The organism is Pseudomonas sp. F1_0610 (genome assembly GCF_047470865.1).
Classification (GTDB): domain Bacteria; phylum Pseudomonadota; class Gammaproteobacteria; order Pseudomonadales; family Pseudomonadaceae; genus JAZDRH01.
In genome coordinates, this window is sequence record NZ_JAZDRH010000009.1 from 91,239 (window position 1) to 111,516 (window position 20,278).

The window sequence follows — 20,278 nt, forward strand, 5'->3', positions numbered from 1 at the left end:
AGGTATATAGTTAATCAATTTTAAAGGGGCTTATCTTAGCCGACTTATCTTATTTAAAGTGGATTTTATTAACTTTATGCGCATATTAGCTGATGAAAACATACCTAAACTCGGTGAGTACTTTTCACCTTATGCTCAGATTAAGCGTAAGGCTGGTCGGCTTATTACAGCTGAAGATGTAAAAAATGTAGATGCCTTGCTCGTGCGCTCTGTTACAGCAGTGAATGCGCAGTTACTGGAGGGCAGTAGTGTTCGCTTTGTAGGTACTTGCACTATAGGCACAGACCATTTGGATATTGATTACTTGAATGCTCAGCAAATAGCTTGGAGTAATGCGCCAGGTTGTAATGCACGTGGAGTAGTGGATTACATACTCAGTAGTTTAAGTGTATTAGCTGAGCGAACAGGTACGGGGTGGCCAGATAAAACCTTTGGCATTGTTGGCGTTGGACAGGTTGGAGGACGTTTGGCTCAGGTTTTAAAAAACTTAGGCTTAAAGGTGCTGCTTTGTGATCCGCCAAGGGCTAGATGTGAAGGTTGGGCTGACTATGTATCATTGCCGCAAATAATTGAGCACTGTGATGTCATTTGTCTCCATACGCCACTCACAAAGATAGGTAAGGATGCCACTTGGCATTTATTAAATGGCAAGAATCTATTACAGCTAAAACCTAACGCATGGCTGCTAAATGCTAGTCGCGGTCCTGTGATAGATAATCAAGCATTGGCTGAGCTAGTACAAAAGCGCTCAGATATTCGGTTAGTGCTAGATGTATGGGAGCATGAACCTTTAGTTGATATGGCATTGTTAGCCTATGCTGACATAGCTACACCACATATTGCAGGCTATAGCTTAGATGGGAAGATTCGAGGTACAGAGCAAATTTGTCATGCATTTGCTAGGCATTTTGCCTTACCTATGCCGGAGCAAAGTTTTTATCCTAAGCAAAGTGTTGAGCGGCTAGTGTTATCTGATGAAGCAAGTTTTCCAGCGGATTTTTATCGTTTTATTCGTCTGGTATACGATGTCCGAACGGATGATTCTGCGATGCGTCTAGCTTTGCGTGCTAATACTACGGAGTCTGCTATGGCGCAAGCCTTTGATGCTTTACGTAAAAATTATCCAATACGTCGCGAAATTCCAGATTTAAAAATAGATTTGTTGCCTTCTGTATTACGCACTCAGCTGCAAGCTTTGGGGATTGTTTTTAGCTCCTAGTGGCGTATAGCCAAAGTCCGTATCCGAGCAGCATAAGCAGCCATGCAAGCAAGGGATGGAATAGTAACTTCCAAATAATATGGCGTGGATGAAAGCCCACGCCATGAATAAAGCCGCCTGAAACCCCCAGCATGACGAACATAAGCAGAGAATGGCTATAGCTGCCAGAAGAGTCGAGCATGGCACTGGGATGAACCAGTAACAGCAAGCACATAGGTGTGGCAAGTAACCATGAGATCACACGGGTCCATGGTTGGGTTAAAAACTCTGGGGTAACAGGAGGCGTCTGCATTTTAGTTTTCTGCGTCAAAATCGTGTGAGCCTTCTAGCCATAAGGCGTTGATAATGGCGATAGAACAAGCGAGTAAAACACCTAAAATCCAAGCAAAGTACCACATAATGAACTCCTAGAAGGGCAAGCCGTAGCTTACCCTTGATAGCTTTAGTAAAGGTTATGAGTGTTTTCTTCAACATGGGTAGAGCTAACTCTGCCCCACATCTTAACGTAGGACCATAGCGAGTAAATCAAGACGATAGGCACGAATAAACAGGCGACAAACATCATAATGCCTAAGGTTTTATGGCTTGATACCGCATCCCACATGGTCAGGCTCGAATTAAAGTCGATGCTTGATGGTAGTAAAAATGGGAATAATGCAAAGCCAGCAGTGCAAATAGTGCCTACAATAGCCAAAGATGAACCTAAAAAGGCGAACCCACTTTTATTGGTTTTGGCACAGATAATCACTAATAAGCTGCCTAAGATACCTAAAGCGGGTGCAAGCATAGTAATAGGATAACTTGTATAGTTATTCAACCAGCCCATGTTGCCTGTGTGTGCTACTGTTTTACTTAATGGTGTACTGTAGCCATTAGGGTCAAGGGTAGAAGTAATGCTGTAACCTTCAACCCAAAAAGAGATAACACAGCCAGCTAGAATAAAGCAAAGCAGGTGCAAGCCAGAAAAAATAAGTGCAGCTTTACGCGAGCGTTGTTGTACTTGGTCTGTGGTACGCATCATTAACCATGTGGCGCCATGACTAATAATCATAAACAAGCTAACAACACCAACCAGCAAACCTACAGGATTTAACAGCCCAAATAGGTTGCCTTCGTAAAAAATACGCATCTCATCATTAAAGCGAAAAGGCACACCAAGGAAGAAGTTACCAAAGGCGACACCAATGACCAAGGCAGGAACAATTCCGCCAATACATAATGCCCAGTCCCAGCTATTTCGCCACTTAGTATTTTCTAGTTTACTGCGATAATCAAAACCGACAGGGCGTACAAATAGTGCAAATAGCACCAGTAGCATGGCCCAGTAAAAGCCAGAAAATGACACCGCATAAACAATAGGCCAGGCCGCAAATAAAGCGCCTGCGCCTGTAATTAACCATACTTGGTTGCCATCCCAGTGAGGGGCTATGGTGTTGAGTACGGCTCTACGCTCGTTATCGGTTTTACCCACAAAAGGCGAAAGAATAGCTGCGCCTAAGTCAAATCCATCAGTAATAGCAAAACCGATAAGCAGTACGCCAACCAGTACCCACCAAATTAGCTTAAGTGTTTCGTAATCAAACATAATGCTACTCCTTAAGCGTTCTCTAGATTTTTTTGTTCATGGTAATAGCGTCCAGTATGCAGGCTACTAGGCCCTAACCGAGCAAAACGAATCATTAAATACATTTCAATAATGAGCAAAATTGTATAGAAGGCAATCAATGCAACTAAGGATCCAGTAATGCTAGAAACCGAAATGGTAGACGTAGAAAGGTGCGTGGGCAGTACTTCAGCAATGGTCCAAGGCTGACGGCCTACTTCAGCGACAATCCAGCCAGTTTGTGCCGCTAACCAAGGCAGAGGAAGGCTTAATACAGCAAAGCGTAGTAGCCATTTTTTTCTATCTTGATTACGTCGCGTTGAAGCCCAGAATGCCCAAGCAAAAAGCACTAACATCAAGAATCCACTACCCACCATCACGCGAAATGACCAGAACACAGTTGCAACGTGCGGAATACTGTCCTGTGCCGCTAGTTTGATTTGCGATTCAGTGGCATCTACAACATTTTCAGTGTATTTCTTTAATAGCAAACCATAGCCTAGGTCGTGTTTAACTTCATTAAAGGCTGTAATATTCTCTGCTGTTTTAGCAGCTCTTAATTTCTCTAAACGATCATAGGCTAGCATGCCATTACGTATGCGACCTTCATGGTATTGCATAAGATCTTTAATACCCATGACTTCCTTATCTAATGAGCGAGTGGTAATAATACCCATTACATAAGGGATTTTTACAGCATAGTCGGTACGCATTTCATCTTGGTTAGGTAGACCCACAAGAGTAAATGCTGCAGGTGCAGGCTCAGTATTCCATTCGGCTTCAATGGCGGCTAGTTTGGTTTTTTGTACATCACCAATTTCATAACCGGCTTCATCACCAAGAACAATAACGGAAAGAATAGAAGCGAGACCAAAAGCTGAGGCAATAGCAAACGAGCGCCGCGCAAAGCCAAGATCGCGTTTTTTGAGTAAGTACCAACTAGAAATAGCTAGTACGAAAATGGCACCAGTTACATAGCCAGCGGCCACAGTATGCACAAATTTTACTTGGGCTACTGGGTTGAAAATCAAGGCCGCAAAGTCTGTAACTTCCATGCGCATGGTTTCAAAATTAAACTCAGCGCCAATAGGATTTTGCATCCAAGCGTTGGCAATCAAAATCCATAATGCGGAAAGGTTTGAGCCTAAGGCAACCAGCCATGTCACTGCTAAGTGCTGAACTTTACTTAAGCGGTCCCAGCCAAAAAAGAATAAACCAATAAAAGTTGATTCAAGAAAGAACGCCATCAAACCTTCAATGGCCAGTGGCGCACCAAACACATCACCCACATAGTGGCTATAGTAAGACCAGTTTGTACCGAACTGGAACTCCATGGTTAAGCCCGTAGTAACGCCAAGGGCAAAGTTAATACCAAACAACTTACCCCAGAACTTAACCATGTCCTTATAGACTTGCTTGCCCGTCATCACATAGACGGATTCCATAATAGCCAGTAAGAACGCCAGCCCTAGCGTAAGAGGTACAAATAGGAAGTGATACATAGCGGTTAGTGCAAACTGCAACCGCGATAGATCAACAACTTCTTCAGGAATCATTATTTTATCTCCTCATCGGAGTTAGCAGGGGATGGGGCAGGAGCACCAAACAAATGCTGATCGAGTTTTTCAGTGCCATTTACAGGAATGGTAGGCTCGTTAAACCAGATCGCTTTAATTGAAAAAAGAATCACCAGTTTAAGCACAAGTATGATGGCTAACTCTTTAACTAAGGGGATTTTCCAAATCGAATGGGGTTGGCTCATACTAGCATCCTGGTAATTTCTTCTAGAGAATTTTTCTCTAGCTATATTATCGGGCTGAGAAAAAACCAAGCGCTAGTGACGTGATGCCGCACTTAACTGGCGGCAGGGGAATTAATCGGCAAGTTCTGCCTTTAATACTCGTCTAAGGTGAAAGCAGTTAAGCAGTAAGTTGGAACATCCATTTCTTGTAATAACTTTGAGCCATTGAGTTCTGGAAGATCAACAATGGCTGCTGCCTCATACACTTGCGCACCTAACCTGCGCACAAGGCGTGCTGCCGCAAGAAAGGTCCCACCTGTAGCAATCAGGTCATCAAGGAGTAACATTTGATCACCAGGCTGCAAACTATCCGCTTGGATTTCAATTGTGCTTTGACCATATTCAGTTTCGTAAGATTCGGCAATAACATTAGCAGGGAGTTTGCCTTTTTTGCGAAACAGTACCAAAGGTTTGTTGAGCTCGTAGGCCAGTGTTGAACCAATTAAAAAGCCGCGAGCATCTAGTGCGCCAATATGTGTGATTGGACTGTCCATGTAACGCTGAACAAAGCAGTCCACTACCATGCGCAGTGCTTTGGGGTTTAAAAAGATGGGGGTGATATCGCGAAATATCACACCTTTTTTAGGAAAATCTTTTACCGGACGAATACAGGATTTAACTGCAAACTCATCAAAAATCATGAGGTAACTCCAATGGTGCGAACGCTATTAGCTTTCTAGGTTACCACCTGCCAACTGGCATAGCTCCATTGCATTTACAATATGAATTTCTTTACCTTCAGCGCTGATCAATTGATTTTGCTGAAAGCGAGTAAATACGCGCGATACAGTTTCTACTGCCAGTCCTAAATAGTTGCCTATTTCATTACGCGACATAGCCAAACGGAATTGTGTTGCTGAATAACCGCGTTGGCGGAAGCGCGCGGATAGGTTAACTAGGAAGGTAGCAATACGTTCGTCAGCCGTTTTTTTGGAGAGCAGCAGCATCATTTGCTGATCATCGCGAATTTCACGACTCATAATGCGCATTAACTGGCGCCGTAGTTGAGGAACTTGAATACTCAGCTCGTCAAGACGGTCAAAAGGAATTTCACAAACAGAAGTGGTTTCTAAAGCAATGGCTGATACAGGATAGGACTCAGTATCCATACCAGATAAGCCTACAAACTCGCTTGGCAAATGGAAACCTGTGATTTGTTCTTCTCCAGCATCAGTAACGCTGAAAGTTTTTAAGCTACCTGAGCGAACAGCGAATACAGATGTGAAGGTGTCTCCTTGGCGGAATAAAAACTCGCCTTTTTTCAGAGGACGTCCGCGTTTAACGATTTCGTCCAAAGATTCGAGATCTTCATTGTCTAGAGATAAAGGTAGACATAGCGTGGCTAAGCTACAGTCGCGGCAATGTGCCTGATGTAAATTACGCACAGCAATAACTTCCGACATGCTCAAGTTACTCTCAGTTAGAAAATAATTGTTGCGTAAGATAACGCAAATAACGTCAAGCTTCCAGAGTATTGATTAAAAGCAATAAAAATATTTAGTTATTTGTGCTTTGGGTCGCGGATTGATAATGATCAAATATCTGACAAATTAACTCAGGTATATGCAGAGCTTTTGAGTTTAAAATTAATAGGTTGCTATTTATGCTTAAAAGATTTTTCTGCTCTAGCAGGTAGAGCGAGGACAGCTCATTTTTAAAATAAATCTCAAAAGCAATGTTGTATTTTTCATTTAATTTCTTTATATCTAGTTTGCCATGGCATTGAATTTGCTCAATTAAATCGCGGCGGATGATGTCATCTGCTGTGTAGGTGAGCGCTTTTTCTAATGGAAAGTGCCCGTTTTCAATTAGGTTATAATAATGACTTAAGTTAGTTGTGTTTTGCCCAATAAACGTTTCTGTTTGAGTGATAGCATTAGGCCCAAAACCTATTAAATCGCAGTGTCCATGGTCAGAATAGCCCAGTGCATTTATTTTTAATCGATCATCTTCTTTGGCGCTACCATAATTATCATCTGAGCGAGCATATAATCCTTGGCCTAAATAGCTGTAATTGGCACTTGTGAGGCGCTCAAATGTATATAGATACATTTCATGACGTAACTGTTCGCTAGGAAGGTCGTCTTTATTAATAAAACGTTGCACTGGAGAATTTTCAATATCGTATAAAAAAGCCTTTGCACCTATTCGATCAGGTTGCAATGCAATAATTTTATCCAGTGATTCTGCATAGGATGTTCGGGTTTGTTTAGGCAGACCATACATTAGGGTTAAACAGATTGAGCGATACTCTAAAGTACGAGCGGCATCAACTAAGGTTTGCACTTGATTTAAAGTGTGTAGTCGATTAATCGCCGTTTGCTCAATAGGATTAAGTGTTTGAATATTGATTAAAATACGATTGAAGCCTAGCTCACGCAAAAGAGCAACTGTAGACCAGTCTGATTCGCGAGGGTCAATTTTTATCTCATAGTCTACTAAATTATCACTATGAATATTAAAATAGTCTTTTAAAAAACTAAGTAAACTTGAAAATTCTTGATGATTAAAAAAAGTTGGATTTCCCCCGCCAATAAATAACTGTTCAATAACTTGGCTTTTGTCTAATAGTTTAGCGGTTGATACAATTTCTTTCTTTAATATATTTAAAAATTGAGTTGAACGACTTCTATCTTTACTAGATATTTTAAATCTATCACAAGTAAAACAGTTGCTTGGACAGAATGGAATATAAATATAAAGTGCCAGTGGTTTCTTTTTAAGTCTACTGTGTTTTAGCGCTCTGGCATACTCTAAATCGTTAGGTTTTAATAGTGTAGGTAGTTTTTCTAAGCGCGGATAAACAGTATAACTAGGCAAGCTCTCAGCCTCCTTAGCTATAAAGTATTTATCATGCTCTATTAGCCTAGACATAGTATAACCTAATTATAAATAATGCTTGAAATTATAGATTTAGGTAACTTTTTAAGTTTGATGTAAATCAAACTTAAATTTTAAAAAAAAGACGCAGATCAATGACCCATGATCCAGCCTTGATGAGGGCCAGGAATAGTCCATATACCAAAAAGAATAATTAGAATACCTGAGGTCATTCGCACTTTTTTTTGCTGTAAAAAGCTGTTTAATGATTGTGCCGCTAAGCCTGAAATGATTAAAGTTGGCCATGTGCCTAGACCAAAAAAAAGCATAGTCAGGGCGCCTAGGCTAGCGTTTCCTTGACTGGCTGAAAGCGGCAAAGCACCATAGACGAGTCCGCAAGGTAACCACCCCCAAAGAAAGCCTAAACACAATGCCTGAGCAATGCTAGTTACAGGAAGAAACTTACTGGCTATGGGTTGTATACGTTTCCACAGTAAGCTGCCTAGGCGCTCGGTATAGGTTAGCCCAGACCACCAACCTGCTAAATAGAGCCCCATAATAATTAACATGGCACCAGCAAGATAACGCAAGCCAGTGGTAAAGCCTGTCTGGTCTAAGCTCCAGCCAATGAGGCCAAATAACAGTCCAGCTAGGCTGTAACTAATAATACGACCTATGTTATAGGTGAATATTAGTGCAAAACGTTTGCCTTTTGCTTGAGGAGGAATGGCCATGGTTAGCGCTGCCATAATGCCACCACACATGCCAATGCAGTGAACGCTACCGAGCAAGCCAGCAGTAAAGGCCACCACTAGGGTCATTAAGCTTTCTGTCATTGTTCAGACTTATCGGTTTGCTCTGAATGATTGGCGCGCTCAACCCCTGCTTTATGCATAGGGTCTTCGTCATCAAAAAGAATGCTGTGAGCTGGGCCTTCCATATCGTCAAATTGCCCAGAGTTGACAGCCCAGTTAAAAATATAAATAGCAATAGCAACAATAATTAGTGCAACTGGAATCATTACGTAAAGTGCAGGCATGCTAGCTCCTAATGTTGTGGCTGTTCGTGTACTTTAACGTATGTTAAGCGTAACGCATTGACGACGACCAATAATGAACTGATTGACATGCCTAATGCTGCCCATCCTGGGGTTACCCAGCCAACCGCTGCAAATGGGATGACCAGACCATTATATAAGGTGGCCCAAGCAAGGTTTTCAATAATGATATGGCGCGTGCGCTTGGCTAATTTAAAGCCTTCCACCAAACTGCTTAAACGATTAGATAATAAGATAGCATCTGCGCTGGTTTTGGCCAGATCAGTAGCACTGCCCATAGCAATACTAATATCCGCTGCGGCTAAAACAGGCACATCATTAACGCCATCGCCCAGCATTAATACTTTATGTCCTTGTTCGCGTAATTGCTGTAGCACAGCTAACTTATCATCAGGTGTTAGACCTGCACGCGCATCTTTAATATTTAGTTCTTTGGCAATGCTTTGCACCATAGGTGAGCTATCACCAGAGAGTAATAGTGTATTCCAGCCTTTGGCGTGGCATGCGTCCAATAAGTCTTTGGCATCACTGCGTAATTTATCGTCCAGTACCAGCCAAGCTACAGCTTGCTGCTCATTGCCTAACAGTAGCCACTGTCCTTGTTGCTGGTCTGATTTAGGTAAAGCGATATTGCTCAGTTGACAGACAAAGTCGGCACGGCCAATACGCCATTTCTTTCCCTCAATGCTGCCTTCTAATCCTAAGCCAGGATAGCTGATTAAATTTTCTGTAGTGTATTTAGAGCGGCCAAAAGCGCGAGCAATAGGGTGTTCTGAAGATTCCTCTAATGCCGCAGCTAGCTGTAGGCATTCATCTGTTGTCATATCAGTTAAGGGGTGGATATGACGTAAGCTTAATTTGCCTTCAGTTAATGTGCCTGTTTTATCGAATATAACAGTATCAATATGCTTTAAGCCTTCTAATACGTGACCTCGTGTTAACAGTAAGCCTAGTTTATGTAAACTGCCTGTTGCGGCTGTTAAGGCTGTTGGTGTGGCAAGAGATAAAGCACAAGGGCAGGTGGCGACTAATAACGATAAAACAATCCAGAAGGCTCGACTGCTATCAATTTCTAGCCATGCAATGCCAACCAGCGCTGCGATAAGTAAAACGCTAACAAGAAACCATTGGGCAACTTTATCGGCAATCTCGGCAAGACGCGGCTTGGTGCTTTGTGCGCGCTCAAGCAGGCGTACAATAGCGGATAAACGCGTATCGTCGCCTAACGCATCGACTTTTACTGTGAGAGGGCCTTCGACATTAAGCGTGCCTGCAGTAACGTGATCGCCTTTACCACGAGGAAGTGGAAGATATTCACCTGTTAATAAGGACTCATCTACACTGGAAGAACCTTCAATAATCACGCCGTCAGCTGGCATTAAGCTGCCTGGAGGGATGCTAATCACGTCATTTAATTGAAGTTCTTTTAATAAAATACGCTGGCTTTGGCCTTGTTCATCCAAACGTAAACACGAAGCAGGAAGTAAATTAACAAGCTGTGCTGTAGCTATAGAAGTGCGCTCTCGAGCGCGGCGTTCTAAATAGCGACCTGAGAGTAAAAACAGGGCAAACATACCGCAGGCATCAAAGTAGAGTTCGCCTTGCCCAGTAATAGTTGACCAAATTCCAGCAATATAAGCGCCACCAATAGCCAGCGAGACAGAAACGTCCATAGTAAGGTGGCGTGTTTTAATGTCCCGCCAAGCACCTAAGAAAAACTCGGAGCTACAGTAAAAAACAATAGGCGTCGTCATCATTAAGCTGACCCAGCGTAAGATAACGTCCATACCTTCAGAAAGGTCAATGTTAAACTCAGGCCAAGTGGCCATGGATGCCATCATCACCTGCATCCAAAGTAGTCCAGCAATGCCTAGTTTGCGTAACGCACGATGGTTTTCTTGTGCCATGCGCTCTGTAGCAACATCGGGTTGCCATGGGTGGGCGGCATAACCAATTTTGCGTAATGAAAAAATAATGTCAGACAAGGCTAGGCTATCTTTCGTCCAGCTTAATTCAAGGCGATGGTTGGAAACATTAATATGAGCTTGCTTGACTTGAGGAATATCTCGAAGATGCTTTTCAATAAGCCAGCCGCAGGCAGCACAAGTAATGCCTTCAATGAGTAACTTAGCATGCGTTTGCTCGCCTTCTGAGGTAACAAACTTGGCTTGTAAATCTTCTCGATCAAGTAGCTTTAGTTCATCAGGAATTAAGCTTGCCAACGATTCAGGGTTGTTAGAGTTTTCACTGCGGTGTTGGTAATAGCTTTCAAGACCACCAGCGACAATAGTTTGCGCTACGGCCAAACAGCCAGGGCAGCAAAATAGGCGAGGTTGATTCAGTACAACAGCAGTGAAGGAAGGGTCTAAAACAGGTAGACCACAGTGATAACAAGGCTGTGGTGTGGACATAATACTCGTTTGCCCTTCTAGTGAAAAGCCGCTATAAAGTTGAATTATAGTGGCTTAAATAAAATTACTCGTCACCCAGTGCAATGGTTTTTCCAGTTGCTACGTCTTCGTCTTCAAATAATCGCCAATCTTTACCTTGTTCTTGGCCTAATAGCTCAATAAAACGACGACCTTTAACCACGTCAGCAATAATACCAGTGTACACATTAGTGCCAGATTTAGGTTGTAAAATAACTTGACGATCTTGCTCTGGAATAGTTGGGGAAATGATATTTAAAACAAGATGCTGTGGTAGTTGAGTGAAACCACCAGCTAGAGTAAGTTCTACTTGGTTGCGTTCAGTATCAATATTCAGTTGAGCAGTAACACCTAGCTTCTGAGCTAGCGCTTCGCGTTCAAGTGATTTATTAATACCAACACCTGCGTCGTAATAGTTATCTACTACAAGTGAGTCACCAAACTTGATCCCTGCAAAAAGCAGGGATAAGCCATGTAAAATTGAAACTAGCAAGATACCTATGATAATCCATGCCCAAGGCTCTTTGTACCAGCGAGAGGAAGTTGCATCGAGTTTGGAGCTCATAAGTATCTGCCTTAACTAAAACAATTAATAAACTGGGCCAATAAAGCGACTAGATGATGTTTTTTGAATATCGGGCTGATCTTTAGAAGTCACAGTGAATTCAATTTCAGTAGCGTCTTGGGTAATAAGTTCAGGCTCAACTGAAACAGCGACTGGAATTTCCTTGATCTCACCTTCTTTTACATCAACAACATGCTTGCCGTCGACCATTGTAACGCTATCACTGCTTAAAGTAATACCTTCAAAGCCCGCTACTTCGATTATATATGTGTGCGGATGTTGATCTTTATTAATTACTTTTACGGTGTAGACGTTTTCAATATTGCCTATAACGCTTTCGCGGTATTGGGTACGGTCTTTAAGAATGCTCACTTCAATCAGTGGGCGTTCATAAACACGCCAAGCTAATAAACACATCATCACAATCAAGGCTGTAGCGTAACCGATTAAACGAGGACGTAACAGCTTGGTTTTGTTACCAGCAAGGTTATGTTCAGTTGTGTAGCCTACTAGGCCTCGTTCATAGCCCATTTTGTCCATAATGGAGTCACAGGCATCGGCGCACGCTGCACAGCCAATACAAGCAATTTGTAAACCATCACGGATATCAATACCAGTAGGGCAGACGTGGACGCACATTTTACAGTCAATACAGTCGCCTAGTCCTTGTGCTTTATAATCACTGCCGCGTTTGCGTGGACCACGGCCTTCACCGCGGGCTTCATTATAAGAAACAATAAGTGTGTCTTTATCAAACATTACACTTTGGAAGCGTGCATAAGGACACATGTAAACACAGACTTGCTCGCGCATCCAGCCCGCATTCAAATAGGTAATAACAGTGAAGAAGGCTAGCCAGAAGTAAGCAGCAGCACCTGCTGTGCCAGAGATTAAATCGCCTGCTAACTCACGAATTGGAATGAAATACCCAAGGAAGGTAAAGCCAGTGACAAAGGCAATAGTCAACCAAAGGACATGCTTAGCACTTATTCTGAAAAACTTATTCGCAGAAAAAGGCGCTTTTTCAAGTTTCATACGTTGGTTGCGGTCACCTTCTGTGACTTTCTCGCACCACATAAAAATCCACGTATAAATACTTTGTGGGCAAGCATATCCGCACCAAACACGCCCAGCGAATACAGTAATAAAGAACAAGCCAAAGGCACAAATAATCAATACCCATGCTAAAAGCACGAAGTCTTGTGGCCAGAAGGTTGAACCAAAAATATAGAATTTACGCTCTGGTAAGTTCCACCAGACAGCTTGGCGTCCTTCATAATTGATCCAGGCAGTGCCTAAAAACAATAGGAAGAGAAAGCCAGTAAATGCAATTCGTAGATTGCGAAATATCCCAGTAAAGGCTTTTGTATAAATCTTTTCGCGGCGCGCGTAAAGATTATCAGCAGCCTTTGGGGTCACATTCTTGACAGGTATTTGTTCGCTCATCAGGGGTACCACTTAGATTATTAGTGCTGACAGTACGAGCTGGCAGACAATAGTACTGCTTTAAATGATACACCTGTCGTTGATGTATATAGCGCGACATTCGGTCGCGTTGGCAATATCATTGCTTATATCGCAAAAGACAGGTTGTACATAAGCAGTTGTTTGGTAAATCTTGCCTTGTGTCAGATTCGTTTTATGACACTTTGGTTGTATACAGGCTACACCAGTTTCGAAATCGCCTTTTGACTTGACGCAAGGTCGTCCAGTTGCTTAAAAAATGACAGTTGTTTTTATCTTTTGCTGTGAAATTCTGCACAAAAGCTATTTATAACTATTAATTATTGTTTTTATTTTAATAGATAAATAATGAATAAAAAAGGTGATTATCGCTAAACAATCACCTTTCTTTTTTATGCGCCAGATTTACTGTGCATTTTTACGATGGCTTAAGCTATAAACATAGCCTGCAAGGATATGTACTTTGCTTTCACCTAATAAAGCACGTTGAGCAGGCATAACGCCATGGCGGCCATTGCGTACTGTAGCCTCAACTGCTTCTTGGCTAGTACCATAAATCCAACCTTCAGGGTGTGTTAGGTTGGGCGCACCTAGTGCAGCCATACCTGTTCCCTGTGGTGTATGACAAGCTGAGCAAATGGTAGCAAAGGTTTGCTTACCTTTTTCTTTGTCATACTCGTTAGTGTTGTTTTTATTGCGTGGGCGTTTAGCTAAGTCTTCACGGACATAAGCCGCGACATCTTTTACGCCTTGGTTACCAAGCGTCTCACCCCAAGCCGCCATGATGCCTTGACGGCCATCCATAATGGTTTGCTTGATAGTTTCAGGCTCTCCCCCCCAGCGCCAGTCGTTATCAGCTAGGTTTGGAAAACCAAGTGATCCGCGACCATCTGAGCCGTGACATACAGCGCAGTTGTTAAGGAATAAACTACGCCCCATAGCTAAAGCTTCTTCGTTCTGAGAAACTTCTACTACGGAGAGTTTATTAAACTGCTCGTATAAGGGGTCGTATAGTTCTTTTGCTTTTTCTAGCTCACGTTCGTACTGTTTGACTTGAGTCCAGCCGTCTTCGTAGCCAGGTAATACACCTTTCCAGTTACCTAGGCCAGGGTATAAAACAAGATAGCCAGTTGCAAAAATAATGGTGCCAACAAAGAGCATAAACCACCAGCGCGGTAGTGGGTTGTCATACTCTTCGATGCCATCATAGCTATGGCCTACAGTGTCATTGGTGGTGTCATTGCGTTGCCCTTTACGGGTCGCAAAAATTAGCACCGCCATGGCAATTAGGGTGAAGATTGTCAGAAAACTGACATATCCACTCCAAAAGGGTGACATTGTCATTGACTATTGCTCCGAGTGTTCTTTGGTGTCGGGCTTGGATACGGAACCTTCATCACCAAAAGGAAGGTTGGCTGCATCTTCAAACTGGGACTTGCGTTTGCTTGAGAACACCCAAAACAATAAGCCACAAAAAGCTACAAAAACCACTAATGTTCCAATGCCGCGAAGCGTTCCAATATCCATAGCATATTACCGTTTGTTCTGGATTGATGTGCCAAGTACTTGTAGGTAAGCGACAACCGCTTCCATTTCAGTCTTGCCTTTTAGCGAGCTTACAGCGCCTTTAATATCTTCGTCAGTGTAAGGTACGCCTAACCATCTCATTACACGCATTTTGGTTTCAGTGTACTGAGTATCAACTTTATTAGCCGCTAGCCAAGGGTAAGCAGGCATTTTGGACTCAGGAACAACATTGCGTGGATTGTATAAATGAGCTTGGTGCCATGAATCAGAATAACGACCGCCAACACGAGCTAAGTCAGGCCCTGTGCGTTTAGAACCCCATAGGAATGGGTGCTCATACACACTTTCGCCAGCTACTGAGTAGTGACCATAGCGCTCAGTTTCTGCACGGAAAGGACGAATCATTTGTGAGTGGCATTGAACGCAGCCTTCACGAATATAAATATCACGACCTTCAAGTTGCAGTGCAGTATAAGGCTTTAAGTCTGTTACAGGCTCGTTCACTGAATCTTGGAAAAATAAAGGAACAATCTGAGTTAAACCGCCAATACTGACAGCAATCACCATGAAAAAGGCGAGTAAGCCAATATTTTTCTCTACAATTTCGTGTTTCATTAGTGCGCACCCTCAACAGTAAAGCGGGCAGCAGCTTCAGCGGCTTCAGGACTAGAAGCACGTACTGTGCGCCAAGTGTTGTATGCCATTAGCAGCATGCCTGTTAAGAAGAAGGCGCCACCAACTGCACGCACGACGTAGCCATAATGGCTTGCAGACAGTGCTTCAACGAAAGAGTAGGTGAGTGATCCGTTAGAATCTACTGCACGCCACATTAGGCCTTGCATAATACCGTTAACCCACATTGAGGCGATGTAAAGTACAGTGCCAATGGTTGCTAGCCAGAAGTGAGCGTTGATTAAACCCACACTGTGCATTTGCTCACGACCAAATACGCGAGGTATTAAGTGGTATAGCGAGCCAATGGAAATCATCGCAACCCAGCCTAGAGCGCCTGCGTGTACGTGACCAATGGTCCAGTCAGTGTAATGTGATAATGCGTTTACGGTTTTGATAGCCATCATCGGGCCTTCGAAGGTAGACATACCGTAGAAAGCTAATGAAACCACAAGGAAACGTAAAATGGGGTCAGTACGCAGCTTATGCCATGCGCCAGATAGCGTCATCATACCGTTGATCATACCGCCCCAAGATGGTGCTAGTAGAATCAAGGACATAGCCATACCTAATGACTGAGCCCAGTCAGGTAGTGCAGTATAGTGCAAGTGGTGAGGACCAGCCCAAATATAAAGAGTGATCAGTGCCCAGAAGTGCACAATAGATAGACGGTAAGAGTAAATTGGACGCTCTGCTTGCTTAGGTACAAAGTAATACATCATGCCTAAGAAGCCAGTAGTCAAGAAGAAACCTACAGCGTTATGGCCGTACCACCATTGCACCATGGCGTCGGTTGCGCCTGCGTACATGGAGTAAGACTTAAACCAGCTTACGGGTACAGATACGTGGTTTACGATGTGCAGCATCGCTGTAACTATGATAAATGCACCATAGAACCAGTTGCCCACATAAATGTGCTTGGTTTTACGTTTAACGATAGTACCGAAGAACACAATGGCATAGCACACCCAAACAATGGCGAGCAGAATAGCAATAGGCCATTCTAATTCGGCGTATTCTTTAGTTGTGGTGTAACCAAGTGGAAGGCTAATGGCGGCTAGAACAATAACAGCTTGCCAGCCCCAGAAGGTGAAGTTTGCAAGGCCATCGGAGAATAGACGCGTTTGCGATGTACGTTGCACTACATAATAAGAGGTTGCAAATAGAGCGCAACCACCAAAGGCGAAAATTACGGCGTTGGTGTGTAGTGGACGCAATCGACCAAAGCTAGTCCACGGAAGGTCAAAGTTGAGTTCTGGCCACACTAGTTGCGCAGCAATCAGAACGCCCATGCCCATACCTACAATGCCCCAGACCACCGTCATAATGGCGAACTGGCGAACTACCTTGTAGTTATAAGCAGTCTGTTCGTTTACTGTACTCATGCTAAGGGTTCCACGGTTAATGGAGTTTTAGGGGTAAAAATCGGCGGGGAGTATGCGCAAATGAGAACAGCATTGCAATAAAAACCCTTTTTTTATTAAGGTTAAGTAAGGCAATGTGCTTGTTTTTGCTCGAATTTTTAAGTGTTTCTTAATAAAAAAAACTTAAAAAACCTACATCCGACAATTTAGGGGCAATATATTAGCCCATAAGCATGAGGATATGTTAGAAAATTGGGAACTATATTCGCTTTTAGTTGTATGTTGGTTTTGCTTTTCGTGTTTACGGTGGCTTTTTACCGGAGTGAAAAGGCGGTATTAAGTCTCTAATACCGCCTTCTTGGGTTGCTGCTTATTTGTTACTTAAGCTGTAAATATAACCTGCTAATACGTGCACTTTATCTTCACCTAAGTAATCTTTTTGTGCAGGCATTACACCATTACGACCATGGCGTATAGTTTGCTCAACATCTTTTTGTGAGCGACCGTACATCCATACTGCTGGGTTAGTTAGATCAGGTGAGCCAAGTAGTTTATTACCTTTGCCATCTGGGTTATGACAAGCTACACAGATGGTTGCAAAGGAATCTCTACCTTTCTGACGTTGTTCAGCACTTACTTTGCCTTCTAGCCCGGCAAGGTCTTGGCGAACATAACCAGCAACTGCTGTAACGCCTTCGTTGCCTAGCATTTCACCCCATGGAGCCATAATACCTTGGCGACCATTGAGAATGGTTTCCTCAATAGTTTTTGGATCTCCACCCCAACGCCAGTGTTGGTCAGTTAGGTTGGGGAAGCCGATAGTGCCTTTAGCGTCTGAACCGTGACAAATAGCACAGTAGTTGTTAAACATGCGTTGACCAACTGCTAATGCATCTTTGTTTTTGGCAATTTCTTCGATCGACATATTGGCATATTTAGAGAAGATAGGACCATACTCAGTATTAGCATCAGCGAGTTCGCGCTCATATTGCTTGATTTGCGTCCAGCCATCTTCATAGCCAGGCATAATTCCTTTCCAGTTACCTAGACCAGGATAAATAACCAAATAAGCCGCGCCAAAGACTAAGGTGCCAACAAATAGTAGGAACCACCAACGAGGTAGAGGATTGTCGTATTCTTCAATACCATCCCACTTATGATTCGTGGTTTCGTCAGTTAAATCTGACTTTTGACCTTGGCGGGTGGCTAGAATCAACCAAACCAACGCTAGCATGGTGCCAATGGTCAGTATGGTGATGTACCAGCTCCAAAATGTGGTCATGGATTAGTACTCCTTGATGAGTGTTCGTCTTGCATCTCTGGTTTTGGCTCTTCATCAGCAAAGGGTAGGGAAGCCGCTTCATCAAAAGTGCTTTTACGCTTATTGCTGTAAGCCCAGAAAACAAGGCATACAAAAGCCACAAAAACTAAAACTGTGCCTATGCCGCGAAGAGTTCCAATATCCATAATGCGTTACCGTTTATTTTTAACAGCTGTGCCGAGAACTTGTAAGTAAGCAACGATGGCATCCATCTCAGTTTTGCCTTCAAGTGCTTTATTGGCACCTTTTAGGTCATCATCTGTGTAAGGAACACCAAGGAAGCGCATTACCTTCATTTTCTTAACGATATTGCTACCGTCAAGTTGGTTCTCGTTTAACCATGGATAACCTGGCATTTTTGACTCAGGCACTACGTTACGTGGGTTTTGTAAGTGAGTGCGGTGCCAGTCATCTGAGTAACGGCCGCCAACGCGGGCAAGGTCAGGACCAGTACGTTTAGAACCCCATAAGAATGGGTGATCATAAACAAACTCGCCAGCTACAGAGTAGTGACCATAACGCTCTGTTTCAGCACGGAACGGACGAATCATTTGAGAGTGACAGCTCACACAGCCTTCGCGAATGTAAATGTCACGCCCTTCAAGTTGCAGTGCAGTGTAAGGTTTTAAGCCTGTTATAGGTTCGTTAACCTCTTTTTGGAAGAACAATGGGACAATCTGGGTTAGACCGCCAAGGCTTACTGCAATAATCATAAATAATGCAAGTAAACCAACGTTCTTCTCGAGTTTCTCATGGCTTCTCATTAGTGTGCCTCCCCTACAGTGTAACGAGGTGCTGCGGCTACTGCGGCTGGATCAGAAGCTTTGATTGTGCGGAAAACGTTGTACGCCATCAGCAACATACCAAAGAAGAAGATACCGCCACCGATTAAGCGAACGATGAAACCAGGGTGACTTACATCTAACACTTCAGAGAATGAATAGAGTAATAAACCGCTATTATCGACTGCGCGCCACATTAATCCTTGCGCTAAACCGTTGATCCATAGTGAAGCGATATAAAGTACAGTACCGATAGTAGATAACCAGAAGTGCAGGTTCACTAATGGCATGCTATACATTTCAGTACGACCGAATAGACGTGGAATCATGTGGTATAGAGAACCCATGGTAACCATTGCAACCCAGCCAAGAGCACCGGCATGCACGTGACCAATTGTCCAGTCGGTATAGTGAGATAAGGCGTTTACTGTTTTGATAGACATCATTGGGCCTTCAAAGGTAGACATACCGTAGAAAGCTAATGACACTACAAGGAAACGTAAGATGGGGTCGCTACGCAATTTGTGCCATGCACCAGAGAGCGTCATCATACCGTTGATCATACCGCCCCATGATGGTGCTAATAAGATCAGAGACATGATCATACCAAGCGACTGAGCCCAGTCAGGAAGGGCAGTGTAGTGCAAGTGGTGAGGACCAGCCCAGATATAAACGCAGATCAGTGCCCAGAAGTGCACGATTGATAGGCGATAAGAATATACAGGACGCTCTGCTTGCTTAGGTACGAAGTAATACATCATGCCTAAGAAGCCTGCTGTTAAGAAGAAGCCTACTGCGTTGTGACCATACCACCACTGAATCAGTGCGTCAGTTGCACCTGAGTAAAGTGAGTATGATTTAGTTAAGGTCACAGGCACTTCAGCGTTGTTTACTAGGTAAAGCATGGCAATTGTTAGAATAAATGAGCCATAGAACCAGTTACCTACATAGATATGCTTAGTTCTACGCTTCATCAATGTTCCAAAGAACACAATCGCATAGCTTACCCATACAACTACAACTAATAAGTCTACAGGCCATTCAAGTTCAGCGTACTCTTTAGAAGTAGTGAAGCCCAAAGGCAGAGTAATAGCTGCACACAGAATCACTAGCTGCCAACCCCAGAAGGTAAAGCCGGCTAGCATTGGTGCAAATAGTGTAGTTTGACACGTGCGCTGTACTGAATAGTACGATGTGGCAAATAAAGCACTTCCGCCGAATGCGAAGATAACTGCGTTAGTATGCAGTGGGCGCAAACGACCATAAGTTAGAAAGGGTATATCAAAGTTTAACTCAGGCCAAACCAGTTGAGCAGCGATCAGGACCCCTACTAGCATCCCGACAATGCCCCATACCACCGTCATGATGGCAAACTGGCGGACCACCCTATAATTATAGGCGGTACTCGTTGTCGTGTTCATAATTGGTTTTCCATCCACTATCTTTGGGCAGATTTTGTTGAGCGCAACTGCAAAATGAGCTCTTTTGTCGCAGTAAAAGCATGGCTAATTGCAACTAAATGCGTATTGATGAGCATCAATGACCGCACTTTTTAAAAGGTTTTGTGAGCATGATCACACTGTTAAAGATTCGTGAATATGTAGGGAAAATAGGTGTAAATACGGGTTTTTTACCTAATTTATAAAATTGAATA

Annotated in this window: 22 protein-coding genes; 1 reads left to right on the top strand and 21 read right to left on the bottom strand. The window is 43.2% G+C overall.

What is annotated here, in order from left to right; translation table 11 throughout:
* Window positions 1-76 precede the first annotated feature (76 nt).
* Complete coding sequence (pdxB, locus tag VQ643_RS07195) at window positions 77-1,219, top strand: 4-phosphoerythronate dehydrogenase PdxB (protein ID WP_414198802.1); 1,143 nt, start codon at window positions 77-79, stop codon at window positions 1,217-1,219.
* Here pdxB and VQ643_RS07200 read toward each other — a convergent pair.
* The 21 genes from VQ643_RS07200 to ccoN (VQ643_RS07300) form a co-directional block, all read right to left on the bottom strand.
* Complete coding sequence (locus VQ643_RS07200) at window positions 1,209-1,511, bottom strand: cyd operon YbgE family protein (RefSeq protein WP_414198803.1); 303 nt, start codon at window positions 1,509-1,511, stop codon at window positions 1,209-1,211. The two genes, pdxB and VQ643_RS07200, sit on opposite strands and share 11 nt — an antisense overlap.
* A 1-nt stretch (window position 1,512) precedes the next feature.
* Window positions 1,513-1,617 carry a cytochrome bd-I oxidase subunit CydX gene (gene cydX / locus VQ643_RS07205; RefSeq protein WP_414198804.1) on the bottom strand — a complete coding sequence of 35 codons (105 nt, stop codon included), beginning with the start codon at window positions 1,615-1,617 and terminating at the stop codon, window positions 1,513-1,515.
* Window positions 1,618-1,661: 44 nt separating this feature from the next.
* Window positions 1,662-2,804 (bottom strand): cytochrome d ubiquinol oxidase subunit II, encoded by a 1,143-nt coding sequence (gene cydB / locus VQ643_RS07210; protein ID WP_414198806.1) that lies wholly within the window; start codon window positions 2,802-2,804, stop codon window positions 1,662-1,664.
* Between the two features lie 11 nt (window positions 2,805-2,815).
* Window positions 2,816-4,378, bottom strand: coding sequence for a cytochrome ubiquinol oxidase subunit I (locus tag VQ643_RS07215; RefSeq protein ID WP_414198807.1), 1,563 nt, complete (start codon window positions 4,376-4,378; stop codon window positions 2,816-2,818).
* Window positions 4,378-4,584 carry a cytochrome oxidase putative small subunit CydP gene (gene cydP, locus VQ643_RS07220; RefSeq protein WP_414198808.1) on the bottom strand — a complete coding sequence of 69 codons (207 nt, stop codon included), beginning with the start codon at window positions 4,582-4,584 and terminating at the stop codon, window positions 4,378-4,380. The genes VQ643_RS07215 and cydP overlap by 1 nt, the downstream gene beginning before the upstream one ends.
* A gap of 131 nt (window positions 4,585-4,715) precedes the next feature.
* Entirely contained in the window at window positions 4,716-5,264 is a 549-nt protein-coding gene (locus VQ643_RS07225) for an adenine phosphoribosyltransferase (RefSeq protein WP_414198810.1), read from the bottom strand.
* A 27-nt stretch (window positions 5,265-5,291) separates the two neighbouring features.
* Window positions 5,292-6,026: a fumarate/nitrate reduction transcriptional regulator Fnr gene (gene fnr, locus VQ643_RS07230; protein WP_414198811.1), complete on the bottom strand. Its 735-nt coding sequence runs from the start codon at window positions 6,024-6,026 to the stop codon at window positions 5,292-5,294.
* Window positions 6,027-6,120: 94 nt separating this feature from the next.
* Window positions 6,121-7,497, bottom strand: a complete 1,377-nt coding sequence (locus tag VQ643_RS07235) for a radical SAM protein (protein WP_414198812.1) — start codon at window positions 7,495-7,497, stop codon at window positions 6,121-6,123.
* Window positions 7,498-7,595: 98 nt separating this feature from the next.
* Entirely contained in the window at window positions 7,596-8,279 is a 684-nt protein-coding gene (locus VQ643_RS07240) for a sulfite exporter TauE/SafE family protein (RefSeq protein WP_414198813.1), read from the bottom strand.
* Window positions 8,276-8,482: a cbb3-type cytochrome oxidase assembly protein CcoS gene (gene ccoS / locus VQ643_RS07245; protein WP_414198815.1), complete on the bottom strand. Its 207-nt coding sequence runs from the start codon at window positions 8,480-8,482 to the stop codon at window positions 8,276-8,278. The genes VQ643_RS07240 and ccoS overlap by 4 nt, the downstream gene beginning before the upstream one ends.
* 8 nt (window positions 8,483-8,490) lie before the next feature.
* Complete coding sequence (locus tag VQ643_RS07250) at window positions 8,491-10,911, bottom strand: heavy metal translocating P-type ATPase (RefSeq protein ID WP_414198816.1); 2,421 nt, start codon at window positions 10,909-10,911, stop codon at window positions 8,491-8,493.
* A 64-nt stretch (window positions 10,912-10,975) separates the two neighbouring features.
* Entirely contained in the window at window positions 10,976-11,494 is a 519-nt protein-coding gene (locus tag VQ643_RS07255; protein WP_414198819.1) for a FixH family protein, read from the bottom strand.
* Between the two features lie 24 nt (window positions 11,495-11,518).
* The gene (ccoG, locus tag VQ643_RS07260) at window positions 11,519-12,940 is read right to left on the bottom strand and encodes a cytochrome c oxidase accessory protein CcoG (RefSeq protein ID WP_414198820.1); all 1,422 of its coding nucleotides are present in this window, start codon (window positions 12,938-12,940) and stop codon (window positions 11,519-11,521) included.
* Between the two features lie 423 nt (window positions 12,941-13,363).
* Window positions 13,364-14,296, bottom strand: coding sequence for a cytochrome-c oxidase, cbb3-type subunit III (ccoP, locus tag VQ643_RS07265; protein WP_414198841.1), 933 nt, complete (start codon window positions 14,294-14,296; stop codon window positions 13,364-13,366).
* Between the two features lie 9 nt (window positions 14,297-14,305).
* Window positions 14,306-14,485 carry a cbb3-type cytochrome oxidase subunit 3 gene (locus VQ643_RS07270; RefSeq protein ID WP_414198821.1) on the bottom strand — a complete coding sequence of 60 codons (180 nt, stop codon included), beginning with the start codon at window positions 14,483-14,485 and terminating at the stop codon, window positions 14,306-14,308.
* A 6-nt stretch (window positions 14,486-14,491) separates the two neighbouring features.
* A complete protein-coding gene (gene ccoO, locus VQ643_RS07275; RefSeq protein WP_414198823.1) occupies window positions 14,492-15,100 on the bottom strand; it encodes a cytochrome-c oxidase, cbb3-type subunit II in 609 nt (202 codons plus the stop codon).
* Window positions 15,100-16,542, bottom strand: coding sequence for a cytochrome-c oxidase, cbb3-type subunit I (gene ccoN / locus VQ643_RS07280; RefSeq protein ID WP_414198824.1), 1,443 nt, complete (start codon window positions 16,540-16,542; stop codon window positions 15,100-15,102). The genes ccoO (VQ643_RS07275) and ccoN (VQ643_RS07280) overlap by 1 nt, the downstream gene beginning before the upstream one ends.
* Window positions 16,543-16,891: 349 nt before the next feature.
* Window positions 16,892-17,803: a cytochrome-c oxidase, cbb3-type subunit III gene (ccoP, locus tag VQ643_RS07285; RefSeq protein ID WP_414198826.1), complete on the bottom strand. Its 912-nt coding sequence runs from the start codon at window positions 17,801-17,803 to the stop codon at window positions 16,892-16,894.
* Window positions 17,800-17,988, bottom strand: coding sequence for a cbb3-type cytochrome oxidase subunit 3 (locus tag VQ643_RS07290; protein WP_414198828.1), 189 nt, complete (start codon window positions 17,986-17,988; stop codon window positions 17,800-17,802). Before VQ643_RS07290 ends, ccoP (VQ643_RS07285) begins: the two co-directional genes overlap by 4 nt.
* Window positions 17,989-17,994: 6 nt before the next feature.
* Window positions 17,995-18,606: a cytochrome-c oxidase, cbb3-type subunit II gene (gene ccoO, locus VQ643_RS07295; RefSeq protein ID WP_414198830.1), complete on the bottom strand. Its 612-nt coding sequence runs from the start codon at window positions 18,604-18,606 to the stop codon at window positions 17,995-17,997.
* On the bottom strand, window positions 18,606-20,045 hold the full coding sequence (gene ccoN / locus VQ643_RS07300) for a cytochrome-c oxidase, cbb3-type subunit I (protein WP_414198831.1): 1,440 nt from the start codon (window positions 20,043-20,045) through the stop codon (window positions 18,606-18,608). The genes ccoO (VQ643_RS07295) and ccoN (VQ643_RS07300) overlap by 1 nt, the downstream gene beginning before the upstream one ends.
* Window positions 20,046-20,278 lie beyond the last annotated feature (233 nt).

Coding starts and splice junctions, on each gene's coding strand:
- pdxB (WP_414198802.1), top strand. CDS start 77: ATGCGCATATTAGCTGATGAAAACATACCTAAACTCGGTGAGTACTTT.
- VQ643_RS07200 (WP_414198803.1), bottom strand. CDS start 1,511: ATGCAGACGCCTCCTGTTACCCCAGAGTTTTTAACCCAACCATGGACC.
- cydX (WP_414198804.1), bottom strand. CDS start 1,617: ATGTGGTACTTTGCTTGGATTTTAGGTGTTTTACTCGCTTGTTCTATC.
- cydB (WP_414198806.1), bottom strand. CDS start 2,804: ATGTTTGATTACGAAACACTTAAGCTAATTTGGTGGGTACTGGTTGGC.
- VQ643_RS07215 (WP_414198807.1), bottom strand. CDS start 4,378: ATGATTCCTGAAGAAGTTGTTGATCTATCGCGGTTGCAGTTTGCACTA.
- cydP (WP_414198808.1), bottom strand. CDS start 4,584: ATGAGCCAACCCCATTCGATTTGGAAAATCCCCTTAGTTAAAGAGTTA.
- VQ643_RS07225 (WP_414198810.1), bottom strand. CDS start 5,264: ATGATTTTTGATGAGTTTGCAGTTAAATCCTGTATTCGTCCGGTAAAA.
- fnr (WP_414198811.1), bottom strand. CDS start 6,026: ATGTCGGAAGTTATTGCTGTGCGTAATTTACATCAGGCACATTGCCGC.
- VQ643_RS07235 (WP_414198812.1), bottom strand. CDS start 7,497: ATGTCTAGGCTAATAGAGCATGATAAATACTTTATAGCTAAGGAGGCT.
- VQ643_RS07240 (WP_414198813.1), bottom strand. CDS start 8,279: ATGACAGAAAGCTTAATGACCCTAGTGGTGGCCTTTACTGCTGGCTTG.
- ccoS (WP_414198815.1), bottom strand. CDS start 8,482: ATGCCTGCACTTTACGTAATGATTCCAGTTGCACTAATTATTGTTGCT.
- VQ643_RS07250 (WP_414198816.1), bottom strand. CDS start 10,911: ATGTCCACACCACAGCCTTGTTATCACTGTGGTCTACCTGTTTTAGAC.
- VQ643_RS07255 (WP_414198819.1), bottom strand. CDS start 11,494: ATGAGCTCCAAACTCGATGCAACTTCCTCTCGCTGGTACAAAGAGCCT.
- ccoG (WP_414198820.1), bottom strand. CDS start 12,940: ATGAGCGAACAAATACCTGTCAAGAATGTGACCCCAAAGGCTGCTGAT.
- ccoP (WP_414198841.1), bottom strand. CDS start 14,296: ATGTCACCCTTTTGGAGTGGATATGTCAGTTTTCTGACAATCTTCACC.
- VQ643_RS07270 (WP_414198821.1), bottom strand. CDS start 14,485: ATGGATATTGGAACGCTTCGCGGCATTGGAACATTAGTGGTTTTTGTA.
- ccoO (WP_414198823.1), bottom strand. CDS start 15,100: ATGAAACACGAAATTGTAGAGAAAAATATTGGCTTACTCGCCTTTTTC.
- ccoN (WP_414198824.1), bottom strand. CDS start 16,542: ATGAGTACAGTAAACGAACAGACTGCTTATAACTACAAGGTAGTTCGC.
- ccoP (WP_414198826.1), bottom strand. CDS start 17,803: ATGACCACATTTTGGAGCTGGTACATCACCATACTGACCATTGGCACC.
- VQ643_RS07290 (WP_414198828.1), bottom strand. CDS start 17,988: ATGGATATTGGAACTCTTCGCGGCATAGGCACAGTTTTAGTTTTTGTG.
- ccoO (WP_414198830.1), bottom strand. CDS start 18,606: ATGAGAAGCCATGAGAAACTCGAGAAGAACGTTGGTTTACTTGCATTA.
- ccoN (WP_414198831.1), bottom strand. CDS start 20,045: ATGAACACGACAACGAGTACCGCCTATAATTATAGGGTGGTCCGCCAG.